The sequence below is a fragment of the Salmonella sp. NW884 genome (genome assembly GCF_051700745.1).
GTDB classification, from domain to species: domain Bacteria; phylum Pseudomonadota; class Gammaproteobacteria; order Enterobacterales; family Enterobacteriaceae; genus Salmonella; species Salmonella enterica.
Genome location: NZ_JAMMDE010000002.1, coordinates 690956 through 714145 on the forward strand (window position 1 = coordinate 690956; position 23190 = coordinate 714145).

23 protein-coding genes and 1 other annotated feature are annotated in these 23190 nt (G+C 51.5%); of the genes, 12 read left to right on the top strand and 11 right to left on the bottom strand.

Annotated features, from left to right (window positions below):
• Positions 1–113 precede the first annotated feature (113 nt).
• Positions 114–1775: a DNA repair protein RecN gene (recN, locus tag NA197_RS07835; RefSeq protein WP_000880965.1), complete on the bottom strand. Its 1662-nt coding sequence runs from the start codon at positions 1773–1775 to the stop codon at positions 114–116.
• 85 nt (positions 1776–1860) lie between these two features.
• Positions 1861–2739, bottom strand: coding sequence for an NAD(+) kinase (gene nadK, locus NA197_RS07840; protein ID WP_001059155.1), 879 nt, complete (start codon positions 2737–2739; stop codon positions 1861–1863).
• Between the two features lie 122 nt (positions 2740–2861).
• On the opposite strand from nadK, the gene grpE reads away from it, so the two are divergent.
• Positions 2862–3452 carry a nucleotide exchange factor GrpE gene (grpE, locus tag NA197_RS07845; RefSeq protein WP_001518875.1) on the top strand — a complete coding sequence of 197 codons (591 nt, stop codon included), beginning with the start codon at positions 2862–2864 and terminating at the stop codon, positions 3450–3452.
• Between the two features lie 34 nt (positions 3453–3486).
• On the opposite strand, the gene NA197_RS07850 is transcribed toward grpE, so the two are convergent.
• From NA197_RS07850 to NA197_RS07860, 3 genes are all read right to left on the bottom strand, one after another.
• Positions 3487–4092: a DUF6630 family protein gene (locus tag NA197_RS07850; protein ID WP_001287934.1), complete on the bottom strand. Its 606-nt coding sequence runs from the start codon at positions 4090–4092 to the stop codon at positions 3487–3489.
• A gap of 120 nt (positions 4093–4212) precedes the next feature.
• Positions 4213–5499, bottom strand: coding sequence for an HlyC/CorC family transporter (locus tag NA197_RS07855; RefSeq protein ID WP_127172650.1), 1287 nt, complete (start codon positions 5497–5499; stop codon positions 4213–4215).
• A 19-nt stretch (positions 5500–5518) separates the two neighbouring features.
• A complete protein-coding gene (locus NA197_RS07860) occupies positions 5519–6310 on the bottom strand; it encodes a cytochrome C assembly family protein (RefSeq protein ID WP_001537507.1) in 792 nt (263 codons plus the stop codon).
• 165 nt (positions 6311–6475) lie between these two features.
• On the opposite strand from NA197_RS07860, the gene ffh reads away from it, so the two are divergent.
• The 5 genes from ffh to rplS all read left to right on the top strand — a co-directional run bounded on the left by ffh (position 6476) and on the right by rplS (position 10105).
• The gene (ffh, locus tag NA197_RS07865) at positions 6476–7837 is read left to right on the top strand and encodes a signal recognition particle protein (protein WP_000460052.1); all 1362 of its coding nucleotides are present in this window, start codon (positions 6476–6478) and stop codon (positions 7835–7837) included.
• Between the two features lie 252 nt (positions 7838–8089).
• Positions 8090–8338, top strand: coding sequence for a 30S ribosomal protein S16 (gene rpsP / locus NA197_RS07870; protein WP_000256453.1), 249 nt, complete (start codon positions 8090–8092; stop codon positions 8336–8338).
• Between the two features lie 18 nt (positions 8339–8356).
• Positions 8357–8905 (top strand): ribosome maturation factor RimM, encoded by a 549-nt coding sequence (rimM, locus tag NA197_RS07875; RefSeq protein WP_000043266.1) that lies wholly within the window; start codon positions 8357–8359, stop codon positions 8903–8905.
• Between the two features lie 44 nt (positions 8906–8949).
• A complete protein-coding gene (trmD, locus tag NA197_RS07880; RefSeq protein WP_000469807.1) occupies positions 8950–9717 on the top strand; it encodes a tRNA (guanosine(37)-N1)-methyltransferase TrmD in 768 nt (255 codons plus the stop codon).
• A 40-nt stretch (positions 9718–9757) separates the two neighbouring features.
• The gene (gene rplS / locus NA197_RS07885; protein ID WP_000065257.1) at positions 9758–10105 is read left to right on the top strand and encodes a 50S ribosomal protein L19; all 348 of its coding nucleotides are present in this window, start codon (positions 9758–9760) and stop codon (positions 10103–10105) included.
• Between the two features lie 155 nt (positions 10106–10260).
• On the opposite strand, the gene dgcN is transcribed toward rplS, so the two are convergent.
• Both dgcN and NA197_RS07895 read right to left on the bottom strand, forming a co-directional pair.
• Positions 10261–11481, bottom strand: coding sequence for a diguanylate cyclase DgcN (gene dgcN / locus NA197_RS07890; protein WP_001030989.1), 1221 nt, complete (start codon positions 11479–11481; stop codon positions 10261–10263).
• Positions 11474–11992 carry a YfiR family protein gene (locus NA197_RS07895; RefSeq protein WP_001212375.1) on the bottom strand — a complete coding sequence of 173 codons (519 nt, stop codon included), beginning with the start codon at positions 11990–11992 and terminating at the stop codon, positions 11474–11476. Before NA197_RS07895 ends, dgcN begins: the two co-directional genes overlap by 8 nt.
• A gap of 439 nt (positions 11993–12431) precedes the next feature.
• Between NA197_RS07895 and aroF the strand changes: the two genes are divergently transcribed.
• From aroF to NA197_RS07910, 3 genes are read left to right on the top strand one after another with little or no spacing between them, the layout of a single operon-like run.
• Entirely contained in the window at positions 12432–13502 is a 1071-nt protein-coding gene (gene aroF, locus NA197_RS07900; RefSeq protein WP_001168062.1) for a 3-deoxy-7-phosphoheptulonate synthase AroF, read from the top strand.
• Between the two features lie 9 nt (positions 13503–13511).
• Positions 13512–14633: a bifunctional chorismate mutase/prephenate dehydrogenase gene (tyrA, locus tag NA197_RS07905; protein WP_000225187.1), complete on the top strand. Its 1122-nt coding sequence runs from the start codon at positions 13512–13514 to the stop codon at positions 14631–14633.
• Between the two features lie 57 nt (positions 14634–14690).
• Complete coding sequence (locus NA197_RS07910; RefSeq protein ID WP_000210991.1) at positions 14691–15599, top strand: SMP-30/gluconolactonase/LRE family protein; 909 nt, start codon at positions 14691–14693, stop codon at positions 15597–15599.
• On the opposite strand, the gene pheA is transcribed toward NA197_RS07910, so the two are convergent.
• The 4 genes from pheA to bamD form a co-directional block, all read right to left on the bottom strand.
• The gene (gene pheA, locus NA197_RS07915) at positions 15560–16720 is read right to left on the bottom strand and encodes a bifunctional chorismate mutase/prephenate dehydratase (RefSeq protein WP_079849412.1); all 1161 of its coding nucleotides are present in this window, start codon (positions 16718–16720) and stop codon (positions 15560–15562) included. The two genes, NA197_RS07910 and pheA, sit on opposite strands and share 40 nt — an antisense overlap.
• 22 nt (positions 16721–16742) lie before the next feature.
• Positions 16743–16868 (bottom strand) — a sequence feature (Phe leader region).
• Positions 16820–16867, bottom strand: a complete 48-nt coding sequence (gene pheL / locus NA197_RS07920; RefSeq protein ID WP_010989056.1) for a pheA operon leader peptide PheL — start codon at positions 16865–16867, stop codon at positions 16820–16822. It overlaps the preceding feature by 48 nt.
• Positions 16869–16970: 102 nt before the next feature.
• Positions 16971–17309, bottom strand: coding sequence for a ribosome-associated translation inhibitor RaiA (gene raiA / locus NA197_RS07925; RefSeq protein WP_000178449.1), 339 nt, complete (start codon positions 17307–17309; stop codon positions 16971–16973).
• A 271-nt stretch (positions 17310–17580) separates the two neighbouring features.
• Positions 17581–18318, bottom strand: coding sequence for an outer membrane protein assembly factor BamD (bamD, locus tag NA197_RS07930; RefSeq protein ID WP_000197660.1), 738 nt, complete (start codon positions 18316–18318; stop codon positions 17581–17583).
• A 131-nt stretch (positions 18319–18449) separates the two neighbouring features.
• On the opposite strand from bamD, the gene rluD reads away from it, so the two are divergent.
• From rluD to clpB, 3 genes are all read left to right on the top strand, one after another.
• Positions 18450–19430 carry a 23S rRNA pseudouridine(1911/1915/1917) synthase RluD gene (rluD, locus tag NA197_RS07935; RefSeq protein WP_000079130.1) on the top strand — a complete coding sequence of 327 codons (981 nt, stop codon included), beginning with the start codon at positions 18450–18452 and terminating at the stop codon, positions 19428–19430.
• Positions 19427–20158, top strand: coding sequence for a purine nucleoside phosphorylase YfiH (yfiH, locus tag NA197_RS07940; protein WP_000992639.1), 732 nt, complete (start codon positions 19427–19429; stop codon positions 20156–20158). Before rluD ends, yfiH begins: the two co-directional genes overlap by 4 nt.
• Before the next feature lie 129 nt (positions 20159–20287).
• A complete protein-coding gene (clpB, locus tag NA197_RS07945) occupies positions 20288–22861 on the top strand; it encodes an ATP-dependent chaperone ClpB (protein WP_001235092.1) in 2574 nt (857 codons plus the stop codon).
• The last annotated feature ends 329 nt before the right edge of the window (positions 22862–23190 follow it).

Below are 23190 nucleotides of genomic sequence, written 5' to 3' on the forward strand. Positions count from 1 at the left end.
TGGCTCATATTAATATGCCGATGATAATAGACCTTTCATCACTTTAAAACCTTTTGCTGTCGGGTCTTACGGCGTTTTTGTTGTGAACTCAGACCTTCGGGAGGTAAAAAAGTTTACGCCGCCAGCAGTTCTTTTGCGTTTGCCAGCGTATTACGCGTAACTTCACTTCCTCCCAACAGGCGGGCCAGTTCCTGTAAACGCGCACGTTTATCCAAAGGTTGCATATGTGTTTCGGTCATTGCCCCGTCTGTTTCTTTACTGACAAAGAAGTGCTGGTGACCGCACCCGGCTACCTGTGGCAGGTGAGTGACGCACATCACCTGAGTGGATTCGCCAAGCTGACGCAGGAGTTTACCGACCACGGCGGCGGTTGGGCCGCTGATGCCAACATCGACCTCGTCAAAAATCAGCGCCGGCGTTTCCATTTTGCGCGCGGTAATCACCTGAATAGCCAACGCAATGCGCGACAGTTCACCGCCAGACGCGACTTTAGCGATAGGTTGCAGCGGCTGACCTGGGTTTGTCGTCACTTTAAACTCCACGCGATCGGCGCCGTCGTTGCTCAGATGATGCTCATCAAATTTCACGTCGATAGTAAACAGACCGTGCGGCATTGAAAGTAAATGCATACTTTCAGTGATCAACTGCCCCAGCTCCTGGGCGTAAAACTGACGCTGTTGATGCAGCGCTTGCGCCGTTTCCAGCGCTTGTTGGTGATGCTTATTAACCGCCAGCGTCAGCGTTTCCAGCGAATCGGCCTGATCGTCGAGCTGCTGCTGTTCTTCGAGCAGTGACTGATAAAGCTGCGGCAACGCTTCCGGGCTGACGTGATGTTTTCGCGCCAGCGAAATTTGTTTAGCGATGCGCTGTTCAAGCTCAAACAGGCGATTGGGGTCTAAATCCAGACGCTCGCAATAGTGGCGTAATTCATCGCTGGCTTCGGTGAGTTGAATAGTGGCTTCTTCCAGCATATCCAGGATGCCGGAAAGCTTGCTGTCCATACCCACCAGCTCGCTAACCAGTTGTTTTGCGCTATATAACTGGCTTTGCAGGTTAACGTCTTCGCCGTCCGCGAGTAGCGCCAGAGCGTTCTGGCTGGTCGTAAGCAACTGCCCGCTGTTGGCCAGCCGTTTGTACTCTTCGTCAATTTGCTCGAATTCGCCGGCCTGCGGATTAAAGTCGTTCAACTCTTTTAACTGATATTGCAGCAGTTCCGCGCGCGCGGCGCGTTCCTGGCTTTGTTGCTGGTGATGGGCGAGATCGCGGCAGCTTTGATGCCATAATTGGTAGCGGGCAGCCATCTGCTGCGCTAAAGCGGCTTCGTTGGCATAGCTATCCAGCAGCGATTTTTGCTGTTCGGGTTTGGTAAGCTGCTGGTGCGCATGTTGACCATGAATTTGAATCAGCAACTGACCGAGCTCGCGTAATTGAGACAGGGGCACAGCGGTGCCGTTAATAAAGCCCCGTGAGCGGCCATCGCTGCTGATAACGCGGCGAAGTAAGCATTCGCGACCTTCTTCAAGCTGGTTTTCTTCCAGCCAGCGCAATGCCGCAGGCGTGTCTTTCAGCGCAAAGCGGGCACACAAATCGGCGCGGGTCGCTCCGGTACGGACCATATCGGCCTCAGCGCGACCGCCCAGACACAGACCCAGGGCATCAATCGCAATAGATTTACCCGCGCCGGTTTCACCAGTAATGACGGTCATTCCGCTCTGAAAATCGATCTCAAGCTCACGAACGATAGCAAAATTGCTGATGGTCAGTTGCGCCAACATAGCTGTTTTCCTGTATGAAAAACCATGACTGTAATTAAATACAGTATAAACTGGTTTTTTATACAGTAAAGAGGCTAACGTAAAATTAGAATAATTTTTTTGACCAACCGAGTTTTGTGCTTAATGTATTGAAATAGCTATAGTCTTTGGGATGTATCAGGTTGAGGTGGTAGTCGCAGCGGCGAATCAGCACATCTTCTCCTTCCTGAATAGGCAGCGCTATCTGGCTGTCGCAGCTAATTTCCAGATCGCTACGGCGATGCGAAAAACGCAGACGAATCGTGCTACTGCTGTTAATGACTAACGGGCGCGCCGACAAGGTATGCGGGAACATCGGCACCAGGGTGATTGCATCCAGTGAAGGGGTCAGAATAGGGCCGCCTGCGGAGAGCGAATAGGCGGTGGAGCCTGTCGGCGTAGAAATGATCAGACCATCAGATCGCTGTGAAAAAGCGAAGGTTTCATCAATATAAACCTCGAATTCGATCATATGCGCCACTTTTCCCGGATGCAGCACCACTTCATTAATGGCTGTGCTGATACGCTTCTGGCGGTCCTGTTGGCAGACCTGCGCTTCCAGCAGAAAACGTTTTTCGGAGATATAGCGCCCTTCCAGCACATCAGATAATTGTTGCAGGGCGTTGTCCGGATCGAGATCGGTCAGGAAGCCAAGATTACCGCGGTTAATGCCAATCACATTGATGTCATAACGCGCCAGCGTACGCGCTGCGCCAAGCATATTGCCGTCGCCGCCCACGACTACCGCCAGATCCGCCTGTTGACCAATTTCCGCCAGCGTGCCGGTTGGCACATTTTTTAGCTGTAATTCGTGGGCGATTTGTTGCTCCACAATGACCTCATAACCCTGATCGCATAGCCAACGGTAGAGCATTTCATGTGTCGTGAGTGCGGTGGGATGACGCGGATGCCCCACAATGCCGATACACTTGAAATGATTATTCATTTTTCTGAGGTCCTTGTAGCGAAGATTGATGACAATGTGAGTACTTCCCTTGAAACCCTGAATCTGATCCCCATAATAAGCGAAGTTAGCGAGATGAATGCGAAAAAAACGCGGAGAAATTCATGAGTAGTAAAGAACAGAAAACGCCTGAGGGGCAAGCCCCGGAAGAAATTATCATGGATCAGCACGAAGAGGTTGAGGCAGTTGAACCAAACGATTCTGCTGAGCAGGTGGATCCGCGCGATGAAAAAATTGCGAATCTGGAAGTTCAGCTTGCAGAAGCCCAGACTCGCGAACGCGACACCGTGTTGCGCATCAAAGCGGAAATGGAAAACCTGCGCCGTCGTACTGAACAGGACATCGAAAAAGCGCATAAATTCGCTCTCGAGAAGTTCGTCAACGAATTGCTGCCGGTAATCGATAGCCTGGATCGCGCGCTGGAAGTCGCAGACAAAGCCAATCCGGATATGGCGGCAATGGTCGAAGGGATTGAGCTGACGCTGAAGTCTATGCTGGATGTGGTGCGTAAGTTCGGCGTGGAAGTGATTGCTGAGACCAACGTGCCGCTGGACCCGAACGTGCATCAGGCGATTGCGATGGTGGAGTCGGAAGAGGTTCCGGCAGGCAATGTGCTGGGTATTATGCAGAAAGGCTATACGCTGAACGGTCGTACCATTCGCGCGGCGATGGTGACTGTAGCGAAGGCGAAGTAAAAGTCTGATGGCCGATGTAAAGTCGGCCATTTTTTTAGCTTAAAAAATCCTGCACTTCCAGCCACGGCGTGTTGAAATCCTCTATTTTTTTATATTCGCTCATTGGCAGAACGACCACATTATAGGTGTCAGCTCCTTCATTCAGATCAAAAATCTGGAAGCCCCTTTTATTGAGTTCGGTCTGAATGCGTTCAAAGATCTCGTCAAGGTAACGGTCTCCGGCTTCACAGACATCGGAGATTTCATCCTCTTGGGTTATTTCGACAAGAAGATTTCTTAATTCCTCAGAATCCGTCAGGTTTTTTGTGAGTTCATAAAAGCGATCTGCGGCAAAATTAGCCAGTTCGCCTTCTTCATCTTCACCTTTCCAGTCAACGAGGTGAATTAATCCTTCGCCGCGTAGAACTTGTAAAAATGCCTGTGCCAGATCGTTATTTCCGAGATCGCCACCGCTACAATCCAGAACGTCCTGCAACCCATATTCGTCTTCATCTTCGTCTTCAAAGATTTCAGGTTGCGTCGAAAGTTGAGAGAAAATAGTGGGCCATAAGGTTGGGTTGTGCGATAAAATAACGCTGGCGACGACGTTGAGGTCGTCTGCAAAATTCTTTTCCCATTCAATTACGTAATCTTCTGACATAACATCAATATCCTTTCTGAATGCTTGAAAAGTCATTATTGCATTGTTAAGTAAATGGCAGGAATTGATGGAATCTTAAAAGACGGCGATAAAAAAGGCGAACCGGAGTTCGCCATTGTGTTACTCCGCCACACTCTCGCGCAGCGGCTTTACCGGTACAACCTTTACCTGCTTAATCATATTTTCCTGTACATCGAGAATATCGATATCGTACTGCTCAATGCGCACGCGCGTGCCAGCAACCGGAATTTCCTCCAGCGCCTCCAGAATCACCCCGTTGACGGTGCGCGCGTCATCTTCCGGCAGGTGCCAGTTAAACGCTTTATTGATTTCCCGGACGTTGGCGGTACCGTCAATAATGACCGAACCGTCGTTTTGCGGCGTGACCTCTTCCGCCAGTGTCGGCGACATCGATGTGGTGAAGTCGCCAACGATCTCCTCGAGAATATCTTCCACGGTGACCAGCCCCTGGATATCGCCATATTCGTTGACGACCAGTCCGACTTTCTTTTTATTGCGCTGAAATTTGATCAGTTGCGTACTGAGCGGCGTACCTTCCGGGACGTAATAGATTTCATCGGCGGCGCGCAGCATCATCTCTTTGGTGAACTCTTTTTTCTCAGCCATTAACCGCCAGGCTTCACGCACGCGCAGCATACTGATGGCGTCATCCAGCGAATCGCGATAGAGCACAATGCGTCCGTGCGGGGAGTGGGTGAGCTGCCGCTCGATAGACTTCCAGTCGTCATTGATATCGATCCCGATAATTTCATTACGCGGTACCATGATGTCATCCACGCTGACCTTTTCCAGGTCGAGGACCGATAGCAGCATATCCTGATTGCGGCGAGAGATTTGCGAACGGGATTCATGCACGATAGTGCGTAATTCCTCTTTGCTTAACGACCCGCTGACCACGATGTCCGTTTTAATTCCCATCAGACGCATCAGCAGGCGGGTGATGGTGTTAAGTAACCACACCAGCGGCATCATCAGTATCTGTAACGGCGCCAGCAGGAAGCTGCTGGGATAGGCCACTTTTTCCGGATAGAGCGCGGCGATAGTTTTGGGCAGGACTTCGGCAAAAACTAACACGACAAACGTCAGTACCCCAGTGGCGATAGCCACGCCGGCGTCGCCGTAAAGCCGCATACCCACAATCGTGCCGAGCGCCGAGGCAAGAATGTTGACCAGGTTATTGCCGATCAGCACCAGGCTTATCAGTCGGTCGGGTTTACGCAGTAATTTTTCTACCCGTTTTGCCGAGCGATTACCTTGCTTCGCCATATGGCGTAAACGGTAACGGTTTAGCGTCATCATTCCAGTTTCGGAACCGGAAAAATAGGCCGAGATGACCACCATGATGATTAATATGATAATCAGCGTGGTGGTGGAGATGTGTTCCAGGGGAAACTCCTTTAAAAGCTTAGCTTACAAATTGCTGTAATATGCGGCTACCAAAATAGGCCAGCGTCAGAATACCCGCGCCTGCGACGTTAAACCACACGACCCGCCGACCCCGCCAGCCTTCATGGTAATGCCCCCACAGCAGAACGATATAGACAAACCATGCCACGATAGAGAGCACGGCTTTATCAATATTTTCAGTACTGAACAGGTTATGCATGTAAAACAGGCCGGTACACAGAGTAAGGGTCAGCAGTACGACGCCAATCTGCGTGATATGAAACATTTTGCGCTCAATGCTCATCAATGGCGGCATTTCATTACTAAACGCCAGCTTTTTGTTCTTCAACTGATAGTCGATCCACGCCAGCTGTAGCGCATACAGCGCGGCGATTATCAGCGTCGCGTAAGAGAAAAGCGACAGACCGATGTGCACCATCATGCCTGGGGTCGCTTCCAGATGCGTAATATATTCATTAGGCATGAACGTGGCGAAGGCCAGGTTAATCAGCGCAAAAGCATAGACAATGGGCAGAAGTAGCCAGCCGCGATTACGCGACGCGACAATGGTCATTACCGTGCAGATCATCAGGCTGACCAGCGAACCGACATTCAGCAGGCTCAGGTTTTGTCCACTGTCGCCGCCGGGCAGAATACGCGATTCCAGCGCGACAGCATGGCACACCAGAGCGATGACCGCAGAAAGAATAGCCATACGCCGCCAGCCGCTGTTTTTTTGCAACAGTCCGGGAACGATCAGCGCGAGGCTGAAGGAGTAGGCGACAAGGGCAAGTAAAGCAAAAACGGGCATAGTTGTGTCGACAGTTGACCAGTGAGAAAGAGAAGCAGTATAGCGTTACGTGACCGCAGCTCCAACCGTTGCATAACAACAAAGACGGCTTCATGGTATACTGTGGCGAAATTCTGTAACTGTGTCGCTGCGGCGACCAACCGTTTCCACCCCAGGCGAGAGACAATGTTTGATAATTTAACCGATCGTTTGTCGCGCACGCTGCGCAATATCAGTGGCCGTGGGCGCCTTACTGAAGACAACGTTAAAGAGACGCTGCGCGAAGTGCGCATGGCGCTGCTGGAGGCTGACGTTGCGCTGCCGGTAGTGCGTGAGTTCATCAATCGCGTAAAAGAGAAAGCGGTTGGTCATGAAGTTAACAAGAGCCTGACCCCAGGGCAGGAGTTCGTCAAGATTGTCCGTAGCGAACTGGTTGCGGCAATGGGCGAAGAAAACCAGACCCTGAATCTGGCTGCGCAGCCGCCAGCCGTAGTATTGATGGCGGGTCTGCAGGGGGCGGGTAAAACCACCAGCGTCGGTAAGCTGGGTAAATTCTTGCGCGAGAAGCACAAGAAGAAAGTGCTGGTCGTCTCTGCCGACGTCTATCGCCCGGCGGCGATCAAACAGCTCGAAACGCTGGCTGAACAGGTTGGCGTGGATTTCTTCCCGTCTGATGTCGGCCAGAAACCGGTTGATATCGTCAACGCCGCGCTGAAAGAAGCGAAGCTCAAATTCTACGACGTGCTGCTGGTGGATACCGCCGGTCGTCTGCACGTTGACGAAGCGATGATGGACGAAATCAAACAGGTCCACGCTTCTATCAAGCCAGTAGAAACGCTGTTTGTCGTCGATGCGATGACCGGTCAGGATGCTGCGAATACCGCAAAAGCCTTTAACGAAGCGCTGCCGTTAACCGGCGTGGTGCTGACCAAGGTCGATGGTGATGCGCGTGGCGGTGCGGCACTCTCTATTCGTCATATCACCGGCAAGCCGATTAAATTCCTCGGTGTCGGCGAGAAAACCGACGCGCTGGAGCCGTTCCACCCGGATCGTATCGCCTCGCGTATTCTCGGCATGGGCGACGTACTGTCGCTGATCGAAGATATCGAAAGCAAAGTTGACCGCGCACAGGCTGAAAAGCTGGCGACTAAACTGAAGAAAGGCGACGGTTTCGACCTGAACGACTTCCTGGAACAGCTCAAACAGATGAAAAACATGGGCGGTATGGCCAGTCTGATGGGCAAATTACCGGGCATGGGGCAGATTCCGGACAACGTTAAATCGCAGATGGATGACAAGGTGCTGGTGCGTATGGAGGCGATCATCAATTCGATGACGCTGAAAGAACGCGCGAAGCCGGAAATCATCAAAGGTTCCCGCAAGCGTCGTATCGCGCAGGGCTGTGGGATGCAGGTGCAGGACGTTAACCGCCTTCTGAAACAGTTCGACGACATGCAGCGCATGATGAAGAAGATGAAGAAGGGCGGAATGGCGAAGATGATGCGGAGTATGAAGGGGATGATGCCGCCAGGCTTCCCTGGCCGCTAATTTCCCGGCCTGGCTCACTTGCTATTTCGGCACCGGGGTGTGCTCGCCATCCTCACGTACTGCGTGTACGCTGCGGTGGCTGCGCGCACGCCGGCACCGAACTCGCTGCGCCGCCGACGGCCTTCTACAGCAGAGTTATTAACTGTTGATTGCAATTTTCCCAGAAATCAGTAAAATTTTCGGGCTTTTAATATGACGCCGGGCTCCGTTCCTCGATGGGGCCCGGTTGTTTTATTCACACAAGAGGATGTTATGGTAACTATTCGTTTAGCTCGTCACGGCGCTAAAAAGCGTCCGTTCTACCAGGTTGTTGTCACCGACAGCCGTAATGCACGCAACGGTCGCTTCATTGAGCGCGTTGGTTTCTTCAACCCAATCGCTAGCGAAAAAGAAGAAGGCACCCGCCTGGATCTGGATCGCATCGCTCACTGGGTTGGCCAGGGCGCAACCATTTCCGATCGCGTTGCGGCGCTGATCAAAGAAGTAAAAAAAGCAGCTTAATCTGTCACGGTGGTCATGATGAGCAAGCAACTCGCCGCACAAGTACCCGCTGAACCGGTTGTACTGGGGAAAATGGGTTCTTCATACGGTATCCGTGGTTGGCTCAGAGTGTTTTCCTCCACTGAAGACGCCGAAAGCATTTTTGACTATCAGCCCTGGTTTATCCAGAAGGCGGGTCAGTGGCAGCAGGTACAGCTGGAAAGCTGGAAGCACCACAATCAGGATCTGATCATCAAGCTGAAAGGCGTTGACGATCGAGATGCCGCGAATCTTCTGACGAATTGCGAAATTGTCGTGGATTCCTCGCAACTTCCTGCGCTTGAGGAGGGAGACTACTACTGGAAAGACCTGATGGGCTGCCAGGTAGTCACCGCTGAAGGCTACGATCTCGGTAAAGTTATCGACATGATGGAAACCGGGTCGAATGACGTTCTCGTCATTAAGGCGAACCTGAAAGATGCATTTGGTATCAAGGAACGACTAGTACCGTTCCTCGATGGGCAGGTTATCAAGAAAGTCGATCTCGCTACTCGTACTATCGAAGTAGACTGGGATCCTGGTTTTTAAACCACCGAATAAACGGTAATAAATGGCGTTATGGGGATTGGCTTGTGTTTATTGGCATAGTTAGCCTGTTTCCTGAAATGTTCCGCGCAATTACCGATTACGGGGTAACTGGCCGGGCAGTAAAAAAAGGCCTGCTGAACATCCAAAGCTGGAGTCCTCGCGACTTCACGCATGACCGGCACCGTACCGTGGACGATCGTCCTTACGGCGGCGGACCGGGGATGTTAATGATGGTGCAACCCTTGCGGGACGCCATTCACGCAGCAAAAGCCGCGGCAGGTGAAGGCGCTAAAGTGATTTATCTGTCGCCTCAGGGACGCAAGCTTGATCAAGCGGGCGTTAGCGAGCTGGCCACGAATCAGAAACTCATTCTGGTGTGTGGTCGCTACGAAGGCGTAGATGAGCGCGTAATTCAGACCGAAATTGATGAAGAATGGTCAATTGGCGATTACGTTCTCAGCGGTGGCGAACTACCGGCAATGACGCTGATTGACTCCGTCGCCCGGTTTATACCGGGAGTTCTGGGGCATGAAGCATCAGCAATCGAAGATTCGTTTGCTGATGGGTTGCTGGATTGTCCGCACTATACGCGCCCTGAAGTGTTAGAGGGGATGGAAGTACCGCCAGTATTGCTGTCGGGAAACCATGCCGAGATACGTCGCTGGCGTTTGAAACAGTCGCTGGGCCGAACCTGGCTTAGAAGACCTGAACTTCTGGAAAACCTGGCTCTGACTGAAGAGCAAGCAAGGTTGCTGGCGGAGTTCAAAACAGAACACGCACAACAGCAGCATAAACATGATGGGATGGCATAGGCCCCCGAATATCAGTTTACCCAGGATAAGAGATTAAATTATGAGCAACATTATTAAGCAACTTGAACAAGAGCAGATGAAGCAGAACGTACCTTCCTTCCGTCCGGGCGATACCGTGGAAGTGAAAGTATGGGTTGTTGAAGGTACCAAGAAACGTCTGCAGGCATTCGAGGGCGTGGTTATCGCTATTCGTAACCGCGGTCTGCACTCTGCATTCACTGTTCGTAAAATTTCCAACGGCGAAGGCGTTGAGCGTGTCTTCCAGACTCACTCTCCGGTAGTTGACAGCATTGCTGTTAAACGTCGTGGTGCTGTTCGTAAAGCTAAACTGTACTACCTGCGTGAGCGTACTGGTAAAGCGGCTCGTATCAAAGAGCGTCTTAACTAAGAACGCGCTTTCGCAACATCCGAAAGCTTGTAGAAAAGAAGGGGCTGGCATTACGCTGGCCCCTTTTTTATGGGTTGCTCCACGCCATAGACGGTTACATGATTAGGCCGGGTCAGTGGTATCAACGCTGAATCAGAAACGGCCAGGCCCGTTCCTTAGTTTAGCGAGCGTTCCGCACGCCGGTGTTTAGCCTGATACATATTTCGATCGGCCAGTTCTTGTAGTTTTTCGGCAGTGGCATGTTCCCATGTCAGCGCAAAGCCAATACTCATGGTCATCGTTATCCGCTGGCCGTTATGCAGTTCAAAAGGTCGATTAAACGCCTGGGATAGCGCTGCGCAAATACGTTGTACTTCATATTCCGAATGTACATCGTAAAGCACCATCGCAAATTCATCGCCGCCGAGTCGGTAAGTCTGATAACGGCTACCACCGAATTCCGCTAATCTTTTGGCAACCTCTATAAGTACGCGGTCGCCTGCCGCATGTCCCCAGGTATCATTAATATATTTAAAGTTATCGCCATCCAGAAATAACAATGCCGAACTGCTACGAGCGGAATTGTCCTTCATCAGCGCGTTAATACAGCTGCGAAATGCTGCGCGATTGGCAAGCCCCGTCAGCGGATCGTGCAGCGCGGTACGTAGTAACTGGGCATTTTTAGCCTGAAGCCGTAGCTGCCATTCTTCCATCTCATCCAGAAGGCTATTGAAATCCTGCGCAAACAGGTGAAATTCCGCAATACGCTCATCAGGTACCCGGCGTGAAAAATTTCGGTTAGTGCGAACGTCGTGTACAACTTCAGTAATATTTTGCAGCGCATCCACAACGCCATTGTGTAAATAACGCGTGAGCAGCAGGGCAATGCCGGATGCCAGCAGAATACATCCTGTCAGCACTGCCAGCGATAGCCAGATAAAATGACCAATAAGGCTGTCGCGGGCGACAAGCCGTACTTCGCCGATGGCCCTGCCGTTGTGCCAGACGGGTTGCGATACCGGCAATGGAAAAAGCCAGTGGCTAATTAAGCCAATGAGCTTATCGTCTGCGGCTCGCGCATCATAGCGCCATGAGGCGATAATACGGCCATTTTTATCGCGGACCTCCGCCGCTGAAAATTGTCCCTGGCGTCCCAGTGTGGCGAGCGTTTCCGCTGCGGCCGTGTTATCGGAAAATACCAGTGCCGCTTCAAGGCTATGGGCCATTGTGGCGGCGGTCAAATCGAGATTCTTTTGCGCATACTGTTTGAGCGTAAGGACAGACGCAACGCAAATTAATAGCCAGATCAATGTCATCGTAAGCAGCACGCTGATTATACTAATCCGCCGTAGTGTGCGTTTAAATGTTGGTCTGGACAGAGAAAATTCCTTATTCATGCTTTTGATTCCGTGCAAGCATTAATACTTCTGGATTCACTCTCACGCCGCTATGCGCGAGGGAGTCCAGGTTGACGGAAAATTTGACTTCATCATTGTTAATGATCAGACAAAATGCGCTGCCAATAATACATTCGGTATTTTGCTCGGCAATTAATAACAAGGCATTAACTGGATAATGACGCGTTAACTCCACCTGATAAGCTGGCGATTCATTGCCAAAGTAAAAACCATCACAGTGGGCGCTCAGGGCTTCTTGTGTGGTACGGATGACAAGCGGTTGATAAGGGAAAGCCCAGTCAGCCTCTTCGCTAAGTACCCTGACAAAACGCGCAGATGAAAATATGCATAGCCTTGGCGGCCCGGATAACGCCGGCCAGTGTGTATAACTGACGATACCGGAGACGATGGCGCGTACGGATTTCTCTTCTTCCGTGACGCGTTGAGCATACAGAGGCAAGCTTGCTAATAATAGCGATAACAGAAGGATAAATCGGTGAGAAAAACGCATTAACAAGTCCCCACCATCTTCAGTCGTAAAGCATTAAAATACATCCGTGATTGTTTGTAGCAAAATAACATTATTTTGCCATATCGTCATTATGTCTTATTGATAATATGAATAATTTAAGTGGCGTCCCTGATATTAAATTCTTGTGATAATGGTATTAATCACCCTATATCAGAAAGTAAAAATATGTGTGCGGAGAAAAAATAATCAAAAAATAGCGAGCATCGCTCATTTTACCGTTTTTCTGAGGCTGGGAATAAAATAATTCACTTGTTGTGTAAAGTTTTTGATACGAAATGAAGGGGTTTAATCGACGATTGCGTGTGGTGTAAAGTTTATTTTACGTAATATGGATTGAAATCTTTACTTTTTGTGGTATGGTTTAAACATCCTCGTGGAGGATCAACTATCGCAAACAAGAAAAGACAGGATCGCCATCATGCAAAAAGACGCGCTGAATAACGTACGTATCACCGATGAACAGGTATTAATGACACCGGAGCAGCTTAAAGCGGCCTTTCCGTTGAGCCTGGCGCAGGAAGCGCAGATAGCGCAGTCCCGGGGAATCATTTCTGACATTATTGCCGGGCGCGATCCGCGTCTGTTGGTGGTATGCGGTCCTTGTTCTATTCACGATCCTGAAACCGCTCTGGAATATGCCCGTCGATTTAAAGCCCTTGCCGCAGAGGTCAGCGATAGCCTCTATCTGGTAATGCGCGTCTATTTTGAAAAGCCGCGGACTACCGTCGGCTGGAAAGGGCTGATTAACGATCCTCACATGGATGGCTCATTTGATGTGGAAGCCGGGTTGAAAATAGCGCGTCAGCTACTGGTGGAACTGGTGAATATGGGGTTGCCATTAGCGACCGAAGCGTTGGATCCGAACAGCCCGCAATACCTGGGCGATCTGTTTAGCTGGTCGGCGATAGGCGCGCGCACAACCGAATCGCAAACCCACCGCGAAATGGCGTCTGGGCTTTCTATGCCGGTCGGCTTTAAAAACGGCACGGATGGCAGCCTGGCGACAGCGATTAACGCCATGCGCGCCGCTGCGCAACCTCATCGTTTTGTTGGCATTAACCAGGCCGGTCAGGTTGCGTTATTGCAAACCCAGGGAAATCCGCATGGCCATGTGATTCTGCGTGGCGGCAAAGCGCCAAACTATAGCCCGGCAGATGTCGCTCAGTGTGAAAAAGAGATGGAACAGGCGGGACTACGTCCTTCGCTGATGGTAGATTGCAGTCATGGTAACTCCAATAAAGATTATCGCCGCCAGCCAGCCGTTGCCGAATCTGTGGTTGCGCAGATTAAAGATGGCAATCGTTCAATCATTGGCTTAATGATTGAAAGTAATATTCATGAGGGTAATCAGTCTTCCGAACAGCCGCGCAGCGAAATGAAGTATGGCGTTTCCGTCACCGATGCTTGTATTAGCTGGGAGATGACCGATGCCCTGTTACGTGAAATTCATAAAGATTTGAGCGGCCAGCTGGCGGTGCGCGTCGCATAAGAGGTTGTTATGGTTGCTGAATTGACCGCATTACGCGATCAAATAGATGATGTCGATAAAGCGTTGTTGAATTTACTGGCTAAGCGCCTGGAACTGGTAGCCAAAGTCGGCGAGGTGAAAAGCCGTTTTGGCCTGCCTATTTACGTGCCGGAGCGTGAGGCCTCTATGCTGGCTTCACGACGGGCGGAAGCAGAAGCGATCGGTGTCCCGCCCGATCTCATTGAAGATGTCCTGCGCCGGGTAATGCGTGAATCTTACTCCAGCGAAAATGATAAGGGGTTCAAAACGCTTTGTCCTTCTCTGCGTCCGGTCGTCATTGTGGGTGGCGGCGGACAGATGGGGCGTCTGTTTGAAAAAATGCTCACGCTGTCGGGCTATCAGGTCCGTATTCTGGAACAACAGGACTGGCCGCGCGCCGGGGACATTGTCGCCGATGCCGGAATGGTGATCGTCAGCGTGCCGATTCATGTTACTGAACAGGTCATAGCGCAACTGCCGCCCCTGCCGTCCGACTGTATTCTGGTCGATCTGGCATCGGTGAAAAGCGGTCCGTTGCAGGCAATGTTGGCGGCCCATGATGGCCCCGTGTTGGGCTTGCATCCGATGTTTGGTCCGGACAGCGGGAGCCTGGCGAAGCAGGTGGTGGTCTGGTGTGACGGGCGTCAACCGGAAGCGTATCAGTGGTTCCTTGAGCAAATCCAGGTGTGGGGCGCGCGGTTGCACCGAATTAGCGCTGTCGAGCACGATCAGAACATGGCTTTTATCCAGGCGTTGCGCCACTTTGCTACCTTCGCTTATGGGCTGCATCTGGCGGAAGAGAACGTCCAGCTTGAGCAGCTTCTGGCGCTATCATCGCCGATTTATCGACTGGAGCTGGCGATGGTCGGGCGTCTGTTCGCCCAGGACCCGCAACTGTATGCGGACATTATTATGTCGTCGGAGCGCAATCTGGCGCTTATCAAGCGTTACTATAAACGTTTTGGCGATGCGATCGGGTTACTGGAACAGGGCGATAAGCAGGCTTTTATCGACAGTTTTCGCAAAGTTGAACACTGGTTTGGCGATTATGCCAGACGCTTCCAGAATGAAAGCCGTGTGTTATTGCGTCAGGCGAATGACAGCCGACCATAATGATGACATCTATACTAAAAGCCAGCTTTGCTGGCTTTTTTCGTTTAAGGAACCGTTATGACTACGCCGCACGTTTTATTTGATTATGTCGGACATCTACCAGAATGCCCCACATGGAGCGAGGATGAAAGCGCGCTGTATTGGACCGATATCCTGGAACAGGAGATCCATCGTTACCATCCGGCGAGCGGGACGCATAGCGTGCTGGCGTTTCCGGAAGAAGTGGGCTGTTTTGCCTTGCGTGAGCAGGGCGGATTTATTGTGGCCATGCGTCATGCTATCTGGCTGGCCGATAAAAATGGATTATTGCAGCGTAAGGTTTGCGACAATCCCTCTAATACGAAACTGGCGCGTTTCAACGATGGCGGCACTGATGGCGATGGACGTTTTTATGCCGGAACGTTCTGGGCGCCAGGTGACTATAATGGCGCGTTGCTGATGCGGATCGATCATGACCTGACGGCAAAAGTGATCCAGTGCGATATCCAGGGACACAACGGCCTGGCGTTCAGCCCGGATAACCAGTGGATGTATACCTCCGATACGCCGAATGGCGTGATATACCGCACGTTACTTGATAAGCATGGCGAACCGGGCAAGCGTGAACTTTTTCGCCATTTTGGCGAAGGAGAAGGACTTCCCGACGGCGCGGCGATGGATAGTGAAGGGTGCTACTGGAGCGCGATGTTTGACGGCTGGCGCGTGGCGCGTTTCTCACCGCAAGGAGAGCAGCTGGAAGAGTACCGGTTGCCGGTACGTTGTCCGACGATGGTTTGCTTTGGCGGCGCAGATATGAAAACGCTGTTTATTACAACTACCAGAGAAAATATGTCTGCTCAGGAAGTGGCGGATTATCCGCTCTCCGGCGCCATCTTCACCCTGCAGGTAGCCGTCGCAGGGATGAAGAAAAGCCGTTTTATTGAACGTCAGGCAGGTTCTACCGGCACGACGTTTTCGCTGGGATAGCAGCCAAGCACTTTCATTGAGCGCGTGATCTCGCCCAGCTCTTTTAGCGCGCTTTGCATTACCTGCGACTCCAGGTTCGCCTGAATATCGAGATAAAACATCTCTTCCCACGGATTGCCGTGAATGGGGCGCGACTCCAGTTTCGTCATGATGAGATTGTGGTTACGCAGCACCAGCAGCGCTTCGACCAGCGCGCCAGCCTGCTGCCCGGTGGCTATTAACAGAGTGGTTTTTGCCGGAACCTGATCGGAAACGTTGATGGCTTTGCGCGCCAGTACCAGAAAGCGGGTGATATTCTGCGTCTGGTTTGCGGCGATGCGTTCCAGCACCTGTAAACCGTGCAACATGCCGCCTGCCTCGCTGCCGAGCGCCGCGACGCGCGGAGAGTTCGCCTGCGCGACTTTTTCCATCGCGGCCGACGTACTCTCGGTATAGTTGATTTTCCAGTGCGGATAGCGGCTCAAAAATTTACTGCACTGCTGGAACGGCTGCGGATGGCTGTACACCGTTTCGATGGTATTCAGATCCGTAGCGCCGGAAACCAGCACGCAGTGATCGATAGTGACGGTCATCTCACCGACAATCGACAGACTGGTGTGTTGCAATAAGTCGTACACATCGTTGATAGCGCCGGAGCTGGTGTTCTCTATCGGAACCACGGCGTAATCGGCATGGCCGGTTTCGACCTGATGAAAAATATCGGTGAATTTTGCGCAACCGCTCTCAATAAATTGCTCAAAATGGCGTGCGGCATACTGGCGCGCCGCGAGATGAGAATAGGAGCCTTTCGGCCCAAGAAACGCAATACGTGCCGAATGAGGGTGAGTATTATTCAGATGTTGTTGCAGCAGCGCCTGCTGAGTAAGCACGGAGTCTTCAATGATAAGCTGGAACAGACGGGTAATGTAGTGTGCGTCGAGATGGTGGGCTTTACCGAAATGGATGAGCCTGTCCAGCAGCGCGCGTTCACGATCGATATCCCGAACCGGACGATGCGACAGTAGTTTTGCTTGTCCCACTTCAATCGCCAGCGCGCGTCGTTTTGCCAGTAAGGCCAGTAACTCTTCGTCTAAGGCGCTGATTTTATCTCGCAGCGCCAGTAATGGGTTTTCCGATGTCATAGTGTTGCCTTTTTTGTTATCAATAAAAAAGGCCTCCCGGTGGGGGAGGCCTTCTTGTTCGTCTTCGCATTCTTTATCACATGACGAAACGCCTCCCGGTCAGGGGAAGATAAAAAAGAATGCGAAGAAAAACCGGGTTAGCTTCATAACTGTTTCCTTTGTGTACGTAAGTACAGTACTCGTACTGTTTTAATCCTGTCAACAAAAAACGCGCCCGAAGGCGCGTTGGCGATACACTCAATGTAAGGGACTACTCTTCTTCTGCTTCGACGAAGCTGGCATCTTTCACCGATGCGGTGGCACGACGGGCTTCGCCTTTGTGCTGCACTTTATTGAGCTGCCGTTCCAGCTTGTTGATCAATTCATTAATAGCGGTGTACATATCTTCATGTTTTGCGCTGGCGACCAGATGTCCGTTCGGTGTATTAATGGTGGCGTCAGCAATAAAGCCCTGTGGCTCTTTAGACAGAATGATATGAGGATTAATCAGGTGAGTTTGCCATTTTTCCAGTTTGGCGAGACGGTCTGCGACATGTTGGCGGATTGCCGGAGTAATTTCCATTTGTTTACTGGTAATGTTCATTGTCATAAATTTTACCTCTTGTCTTTCCCGTCTTGGTGATTCCAGCATACCGTTCTTAATGTCAAAATGTGTGATGTAAATCACATTATTTTGTCACTTTTTGTCAAGGCGAACTTTTTGTGAGGCATCGCAGGAAGAAGCGATCTTTTACTTGAGGAATGGCTGAAAGCAGGCCATATTTGACTGGATGCGTTGCAGTGAAATCATTTCTGTTGCATCAGATACCGAATAAAAAAACGGCAGCCGGAAGGCTGCCGTTTTGCTTGTTGGTATTGCTTCAGGTGTTTTTGCTGTTAGCGGCAATAATTTTCGCGACTTTGTCAGCCTGCGCATTCAGCTGCATCTGACGATAGGCGTTTTCCATCAGCGGCAACGCATCGCGCGTGGCCTGCGTATCAGGATAATTGCGTAGCATACCTTCTACCCGGTTTACGACCGCAACCCATGCGCCGCGCGCGGTATAGTACTCTGCGACGGAATATTCATATTTCGCCAGACGGTCTTTCAGGAATACCAGACGCTTAGTGGCGTCGGTGGTGTACTGGCTATTAGGATAGCTGCGTACCAGTTTCGAAAAGTCATTGAACGCCGCCCGCGCATGTTGCGGATCGCGATCGCTGCGATCGACGCCAAAGAAACCTTGCAGCGCGCTATCATCCAGCGCCATGTTCGTCAGGCCGCGCATGTACATGACATAGTCAATATTAGGGTGCGTTGGATTAAGACGCATAAAACGATCGATGGCGGCCTGCGCTAGCGGCAAATCGGCGTTTTTGTAATAGGCGTAGATAAGATCCAACTGCACCTGCTGAGAATACGGTCCGAATGGATAACGATTATCTAACGCTTCCAATTGCGTTATTGCCTGTTTCCAGTTACCGTCCTGCAGCTTTTGCTGAGCAGTCGCGTAGATTTCATTCGGCGGATTATCGGGCACCTCTTCCTTTGAACCCGAGCAACCCGCCAGAAACAGGCTCAACGTGGCTGCTGCCACCAGATATTTCATGCGCGTCATGACGTTTTGACTTTCCTCAAAATGTTTTACGGGAGATTCTCTGTTCCTGCTCCCGGTTAAGACCAGCTACAATAGCACACTATATTAAACGGCAAAGCCGTAAAACCCAACGTTAAACGAAGAAGCTGTATATGGCACAACGAGTACAACTCACCGCAACGGTCTCCGAAAACCAACTCGGTCAACGCTTAGATCAGGCTTTGGCCGAAATGTTCCCGGATTATTCACGTTCGCGTATAAAAGAATGGATTTTGAATCAGCGCGTGTTGGTCAATGGTCAACTTTGCGATAAGCCAAAAGAAAAAGTGTTAGGCGGCGAGCGGGTGGCTATTGATGCGGAGATCGACGAAGAGATTCGTTTTGAAGCGCAGGATATCCCGTTAGATATTGTTTATGAAGATGACGATATTCTGGTTATCAACAAACCACGCGATCTGGTGGTACATCCTGGCGCGGGTAACCCGGACGGTACGGTACTGAACGCGTTGCTACATTATTATCCGCCGATTGCGGATGTTCCGCGCGCGGGCATTGTGCATCGTCTGGATAAGGACACGACGGGGCTGATGGTGGTGGCCAAAACCGTTCCGGCGCAAACGCGCCTGGTGGAGTCTTTGCAGCTGCGCGAGATCACCCGCGAATATGAAGCGGTCGCGATCGGACATATGACGGCGGGAGGAACGGTGAATGAACCCATCAGTCGTCACCCGACCAAACGTACCCATATGTCGGTGCATCCTATGGGCAAACCGGCGGTGACCCACTACCGCATTATGGAACATTTCCGTGTGCACACGCGTCTTAGGTTGCGTCTGGAGACCGGGCGTACGCACCAGATCCGCGTGCATATGGCGCATATTACGCATCCGTTAGTGGGCGATCAGGTCTACGGTGGTCGTCCACGTCCACCGAAAGGCGCATCGGAAGAGTTTATTTCCACGCTGCGTAAGTTTGACCGCCAGGCGCTTCATGCAACGATGCTGCGTCTCTACCATCCTGTATCGGGTATCGAAATGGAGTGGCACGCGCCGATTCCCCAAGATATGGTGGACCTTATCGATGCGATGCGCGCCGATTTCGAAGATCATAAAGATGATGTGGACTGGTTATGAATGCACTGATTGTCCCGCAGTGGCCGCTGCCGAAAGGCGTCGCAGCCTGTAGTTCTACCCGTATTGGCGGGGTGAGTTTACCGCCTTACGACTCGCTGAATCTGGGCGCGCATTGCGGCGATAACCCGGAGCATGTTGAAGAGAACCGCAAGCGTCTGTTTGCGGCGGGCAATCTGCCTTCGAAACCTGTCTGGCTTGAACAGGTTCACGGTAAAAATGTGTTGAGGCTTACCGGGGAACCTTATGCCTCCAAACGTGCGGATGCGTCTTACAGCAATACGCCAGGAACCGTCTGCGCGGTAATGACGGCAGACTGCCTGCCTGTGCTATTCTGTAACCGTGAGGGAACAGAAGTGGCGGCGGCTCATGCGGGCTGGCGCGGATTATGTGAAGGCGTACTGGAGGAAACTGTCACCTGCTTTGCTGACAAACCAGAAAATATCATCGCCTGGTTAGGTCCGGCGATCGGCCCGACCGCGTTTGAAGTGGGGCCGGAAGTGCGTGACGCATTTTTAGCAAAAGATGCGCAAGCCGATAGCGCATTTTTGCCGCACGGGGAAAAATTTCTGGCGGATATTTATCAGCTTGCACGCCAACGTCTGGCGAATACCGGCGTTGAACATGTCTATGGCGGGGATCGCTGCACCTTTAGCGAAAGTGAGACTTTCTTCTCTTATCGTCGCGACAAGACGACAGGTCGTATGGCAAGTTTTATTTGGCTGATATAACCTAAAGAATCAAGACGATCCGGTACGGGTAACTTTCTTTTCACATAATTCAGGTCATTCACCTTGAATAATTGAGGGATGACCTCATTTAATCTCCAGTAGCAATTTTGACCTGTTATGGGAGGAGTTATGCGTCTGGATCGTCTTACTAATAAATTCCAGCTTGCTCTTGCCGATGCCCAGTCGCTTGCGCTGGGGCACGACAATCAATTCATCGAACCACTTCATTTAATGAGCGCCTTGCTGAACCAGGAAGGGGGATCGATACGTCCTTTATTAACCTCCGCCGGCATTAATGCTGGCCAGTTGCGCACCGCTATCGATCAGGCGCTGAGCCGTTTACCGCAGGTGGAAGGCACCGGCGGCGACGTACAGCCTTCTTCGGAACTGGTACGCGTACTGAACCTTTGCGACAAGCTGGCGCAAAAACGGGGGGACAATTTTATTTCGTCAGAGCTGTTTGTTCTGGCGGCGCTTGAGTCTCGCGGCACGTTAACCGATCTGCTGAAATCAGCCGGTGCGACCACGGCCAATATCACTCAGGCAATTGAACAGATGCGCGGAGGTGAAAGCGTGAACGATCAAGGGGCTGAAGACCAACGTCAGGCCTTGAAAAAATATACCGTCGATCTGACCGAGCGCGCCGAACAGGGCAAGCTCGATCCGGTTATCGGTCGTGATGAAGAAATTCGCCGCACCATTCAGGTGCTGCAACGTCGTACTAAAAACAACCCAGTGTTAATCGGTGAGCCAGGGGTCGGTAAAACGGCAATTGTTGAAGGGCTGGCGCAGCGCATTATTAATGGTGAAGTCCCTGAAGGCTTAAAAGGTCGCCGCGTACTGGCGCTGGATATGGGCGCACTGGTGGCCGGAGCGAAATATCGCGGCGAATTTGAAGAGCGTCTGAAAGGCGTGCTGAACGATCTGGCGAAACAGGAAGGCAACGTCATTCTGTTTATTGACGAGCTGCACACCATGGTTGGCGCAGGTAAGGCCGATGGCGCAATGGACGCCGGGAATATGCTGAAACCGGCGCTGGCGCGTGGTGAACTGCACTGTGTGGGCGCCACCACGCTGGATGAATACCGTCAGTACATTGAAAAAGACGCGGCGCTGGAACGTCGTTTTCAAAAAGTGTTTGTCGCAGAACCTTCAGTGGAAGACACCATTGCTATTCTGCGTGGCCTGAAAGAACGTTACGAGCTGCACCACCATGTGCAGATCACTGACCCGGCGATTGTGGCGGCGGCAACATTGTCTCACCGCTATATCGCCGACCGTCAGTTGCCGGATAAAGCTATCGACCTCATCGATGAAGCGGCATCCAGCATTCGTATGCAGATTGACTCTAAGCCGGAGGAGCTGGACAGGCTCGACCGCCGCATTATTCAGCTCAAACTGGAACAGCAGGCGTTGATGAAAGAGTCTGACGAGGCGAGTAAAAAACGTCTCGATATGCTGAATGAAGAACTGGACGATAAAGAGCGCCAGTACTCTGAGTTAGAAGAAGAGTGGAAAGCGGAAAAAGCGTCGCTCTCTGGTACGCAAACTATTAAAGCGGAGCTGGAGCAGGCGAAGATCGCCATTGAGCAGGCGCGTCGTGTGGGCGATCTGGCGCGAATGTCTGAACTGCAGTACGGCAAAATTCCGGAGCTGGAAAAACAGTTGGAAGCCGCGACCCAGTCGGAAGGTAAAACCATGCGTCTGTTACGTAACAAAGTAACGGATGCGGAAATTGCCGAAGTGCTGGCGCGCTGGACCGGTATTCCGGTCGCCAGAATGCTGGAAGGCGAACGTGAAAAACTGTTGCGTATGGAACAAGAGTTACACAGCCGTGTGATCGGGCAGAATGAAGCCGTTGAAGCAGTATCGAACGCCATACGTCGTAGCCGCGCGGGGCTGTCCGATCCGAATCGTCCGATTGGTTCCTTCTTGTTCCTTGGGCCGACGGGGGTCGGTAAAACCGAACTGTGTAAAGCGCTGGCTAACTTTATGTTTGACAGCGACGACGCGATGGTGCGTATCGACATGTCTGAGTTTATGGAGAAACACTCCGTGTCTCGTTTGGTCGGGGCGCCTCCGGGATATGTCGGCTATGAAGAAGGCGGTTATTTGACGGAAGCGGTGCGCCGTCGCCCTTATTCCGTCATCTTGTTGGATGAAGTGGAAAAAGCGCATCCGGATGTATTCAACATTCTGTTGCAGGTGCTGGACGACGGTCGACTGACTGACGGGCAGGGGAGAACGGTCGACTTCCGTAATACGGTGGTCATTATGACTTCTAACCTCGGTTCCGATCTCATTCAGGAGCGCTTTGGCGAACTGGATTACGGTCGAATGAAAGAGATGGTGCTGGGCGTGGTTAGCCAAAACTTCCGTCCGGAATTTATCAACCGTATTGATGAAGTTGTGGTATTCCATCCGTTAGGTGAACAACACATCGCTTCTATTGCTCAGATCCAGCTGCAGCGTCTGTACAAACGTCTGGAAGAACGTGGTTATGAAATCCATATCTCCGACGAGGCGCTGAAACTGTTGAGCGCCAATGGTTACGATCCGGTCTACGGGGCGCGTCCGTTAAAACGTGCTATTCAACAGCAGATCGAAAACCCACTGGCGCAGCAAATCCTGTCTGGTGAACTGGTTCCTGGCAAAGTGATTCGCCTTGAAGCCAATGATGATCGTATTGTGGCAGTGCAGTAAGTCACAAATTTGAATAAAACGGGCCCTGACGGGCTCGTTTTTGTTTAAAAACCAGGCGAAAATAGGCTTTTGGTTCAAATGTTGTTTGAAAAGTGAACGGTTGAGCTTTTTTTTGCATTTAGGTCTTGTCAGGCTCTAATAACTCCCTATAATGCGCCACCACTGACACGGAACAACGGCATACAGGCCGCCGGGTCAGAAAGGCTTCGTTAAGAAGTCTGTGAGGAAAGCGAAAATAAACGCTTGACTCAAAAAGAGGAAAGCGTAATATACGCCACCTCGCGACGGTGAGCTGAAAGCCGCGTCGCACCTGCTCTTTAACAATTTAT

Excerpts from the sequence above, each read along its gene's own strand:
- rpsP (WP_000256453.1), top strand. The coding sequence starts at position 8,090 with ATGGTAACTATTCGTTTAGCTCGTCACGGCGCTAAAAAGCGTCCGTTC.
- rimM (WP_000043266.1), top strand. The coding sequence starts at position 8,357 with ATGAGCAAGCAACTCGCCGCACAAGTACCCGCTGAACCGGTTGTACTG.
- aroF (WP_001168062.1), top strand. The coding sequence starts at position 12,432 with ATGCAAAAAGACGCGCTGAATAACGTACGTATCACCGATGAACAGGTA.
- NA197_RS07895 (WP_001212375.1), bottom strand. The coding sequence starts at position 11,992 with ATGCGTTTTTCTCACCGATTTATCCTTCTGTTATCGCTATTATTAGCA.
- rplS (WP_000065257.1), top strand. The coding sequence starts at position 9,758 with ATGAGCAACATTATTAAGCAACTTGAACAAGAGCAGATGAAGCAGAAC.
- tyrA (WP_000225187.1), top strand. The coding sequence starts at position 13,512 with ATGGTTGCTGAATTGACCGCATTACGCGATCAAATAGATGATGTCGAT.
- nadK (WP_001059155.1), bottom strand. The coding sequence starts at position 2,739 with ATGAATAATCATTTCAAGTGTATCGGCATTGTGGGGCATCCGCGTCAT.
- bamD (WP_000197660.1), bottom strand. The coding sequence starts at position 18,318 with ATGACGCGCATGAAATATCTGGTGGCAGCAGCCACGTTGAGCCTGTTT.
- ffh (WP_000460052.1), top strand. The coding sequence starts at position 6,476 with ATGTTTGATAATTTAACCGATCGTTTGTCGCGCACGCTGCGCAATATC.
- NA197_RS07850 (WP_001287934.1), bottom strand. The coding sequence starts at position 4,092 with ATGTCAGAAGATTACGTAATTGAATGGGAAAAGAATTTTGCAGACGAC.
- dgcN (WP_001030989.1), bottom strand. The coding sequence starts at position 11,481 with ATGAATAAGGAATTTTCTCTGTCCAGACCAACATTTAAACGCACACTA.
- yfiH (WP_000992639.1), top strand. The coding sequence starts at position 19,427 with ATGAATGCACTGATTGTCCCGCAGTGGCCGCTGCCGAAAGGCGTCGCA.
- recN (WP_000880965.1), bottom strand. The coding sequence starts at position 1,775 with ATGTTGGCGCAACTGACCATCAGCAATTTTGCTATCGTTCGTGAGCTT.
- clpB (WP_001235092.1), top strand. The coding sequence starts at position 20,288 with ATGCGTCTGGATCGTCTTACTAATAAATTCCAGCTTGCTCTTGCCGAT.
- NA197_RS07860 (WP_001537507.1), bottom strand. The coding sequence starts at position 6,310 with ATGCCCGTTTTTGCTTTACTTGCCCTTGTCGCCTACTCCTTCAGCCTC.
- raiA (WP_000178449.1), bottom strand. The coding sequence starts at position 17,309 with ATGACAATGAACATTACCAGTAAACAAATGGAAATTACTCCGGCAATC.
- rluD (WP_000079130.1), top strand. The coding sequence starts at position 18,450 with ATGGCACAACGAGTACAACTCACCGCAACGGTCTCCGAAAACCAACTC.
- NA197_RS07910 (WP_000210991.1), top strand. The coding sequence starts at position 14,691 with ATGACTACGCCGCACGTTTTATTTGATTATGTCGGACATCTACCAGAA.
- pheA (WP_079849412.1), bottom strand. The coding sequence starts at position 16,720 with ATGACATCGGAAAACCCATTACTGGCGCTGCGAGATAAAATCAGCGCC.
- grpE (WP_001518875.1), top strand. The coding sequence starts at position 2,862 with ATGAGTAGTAAAGAACAGAAAACGCCTGAGGGGCAAGCCCCGGAAGAA.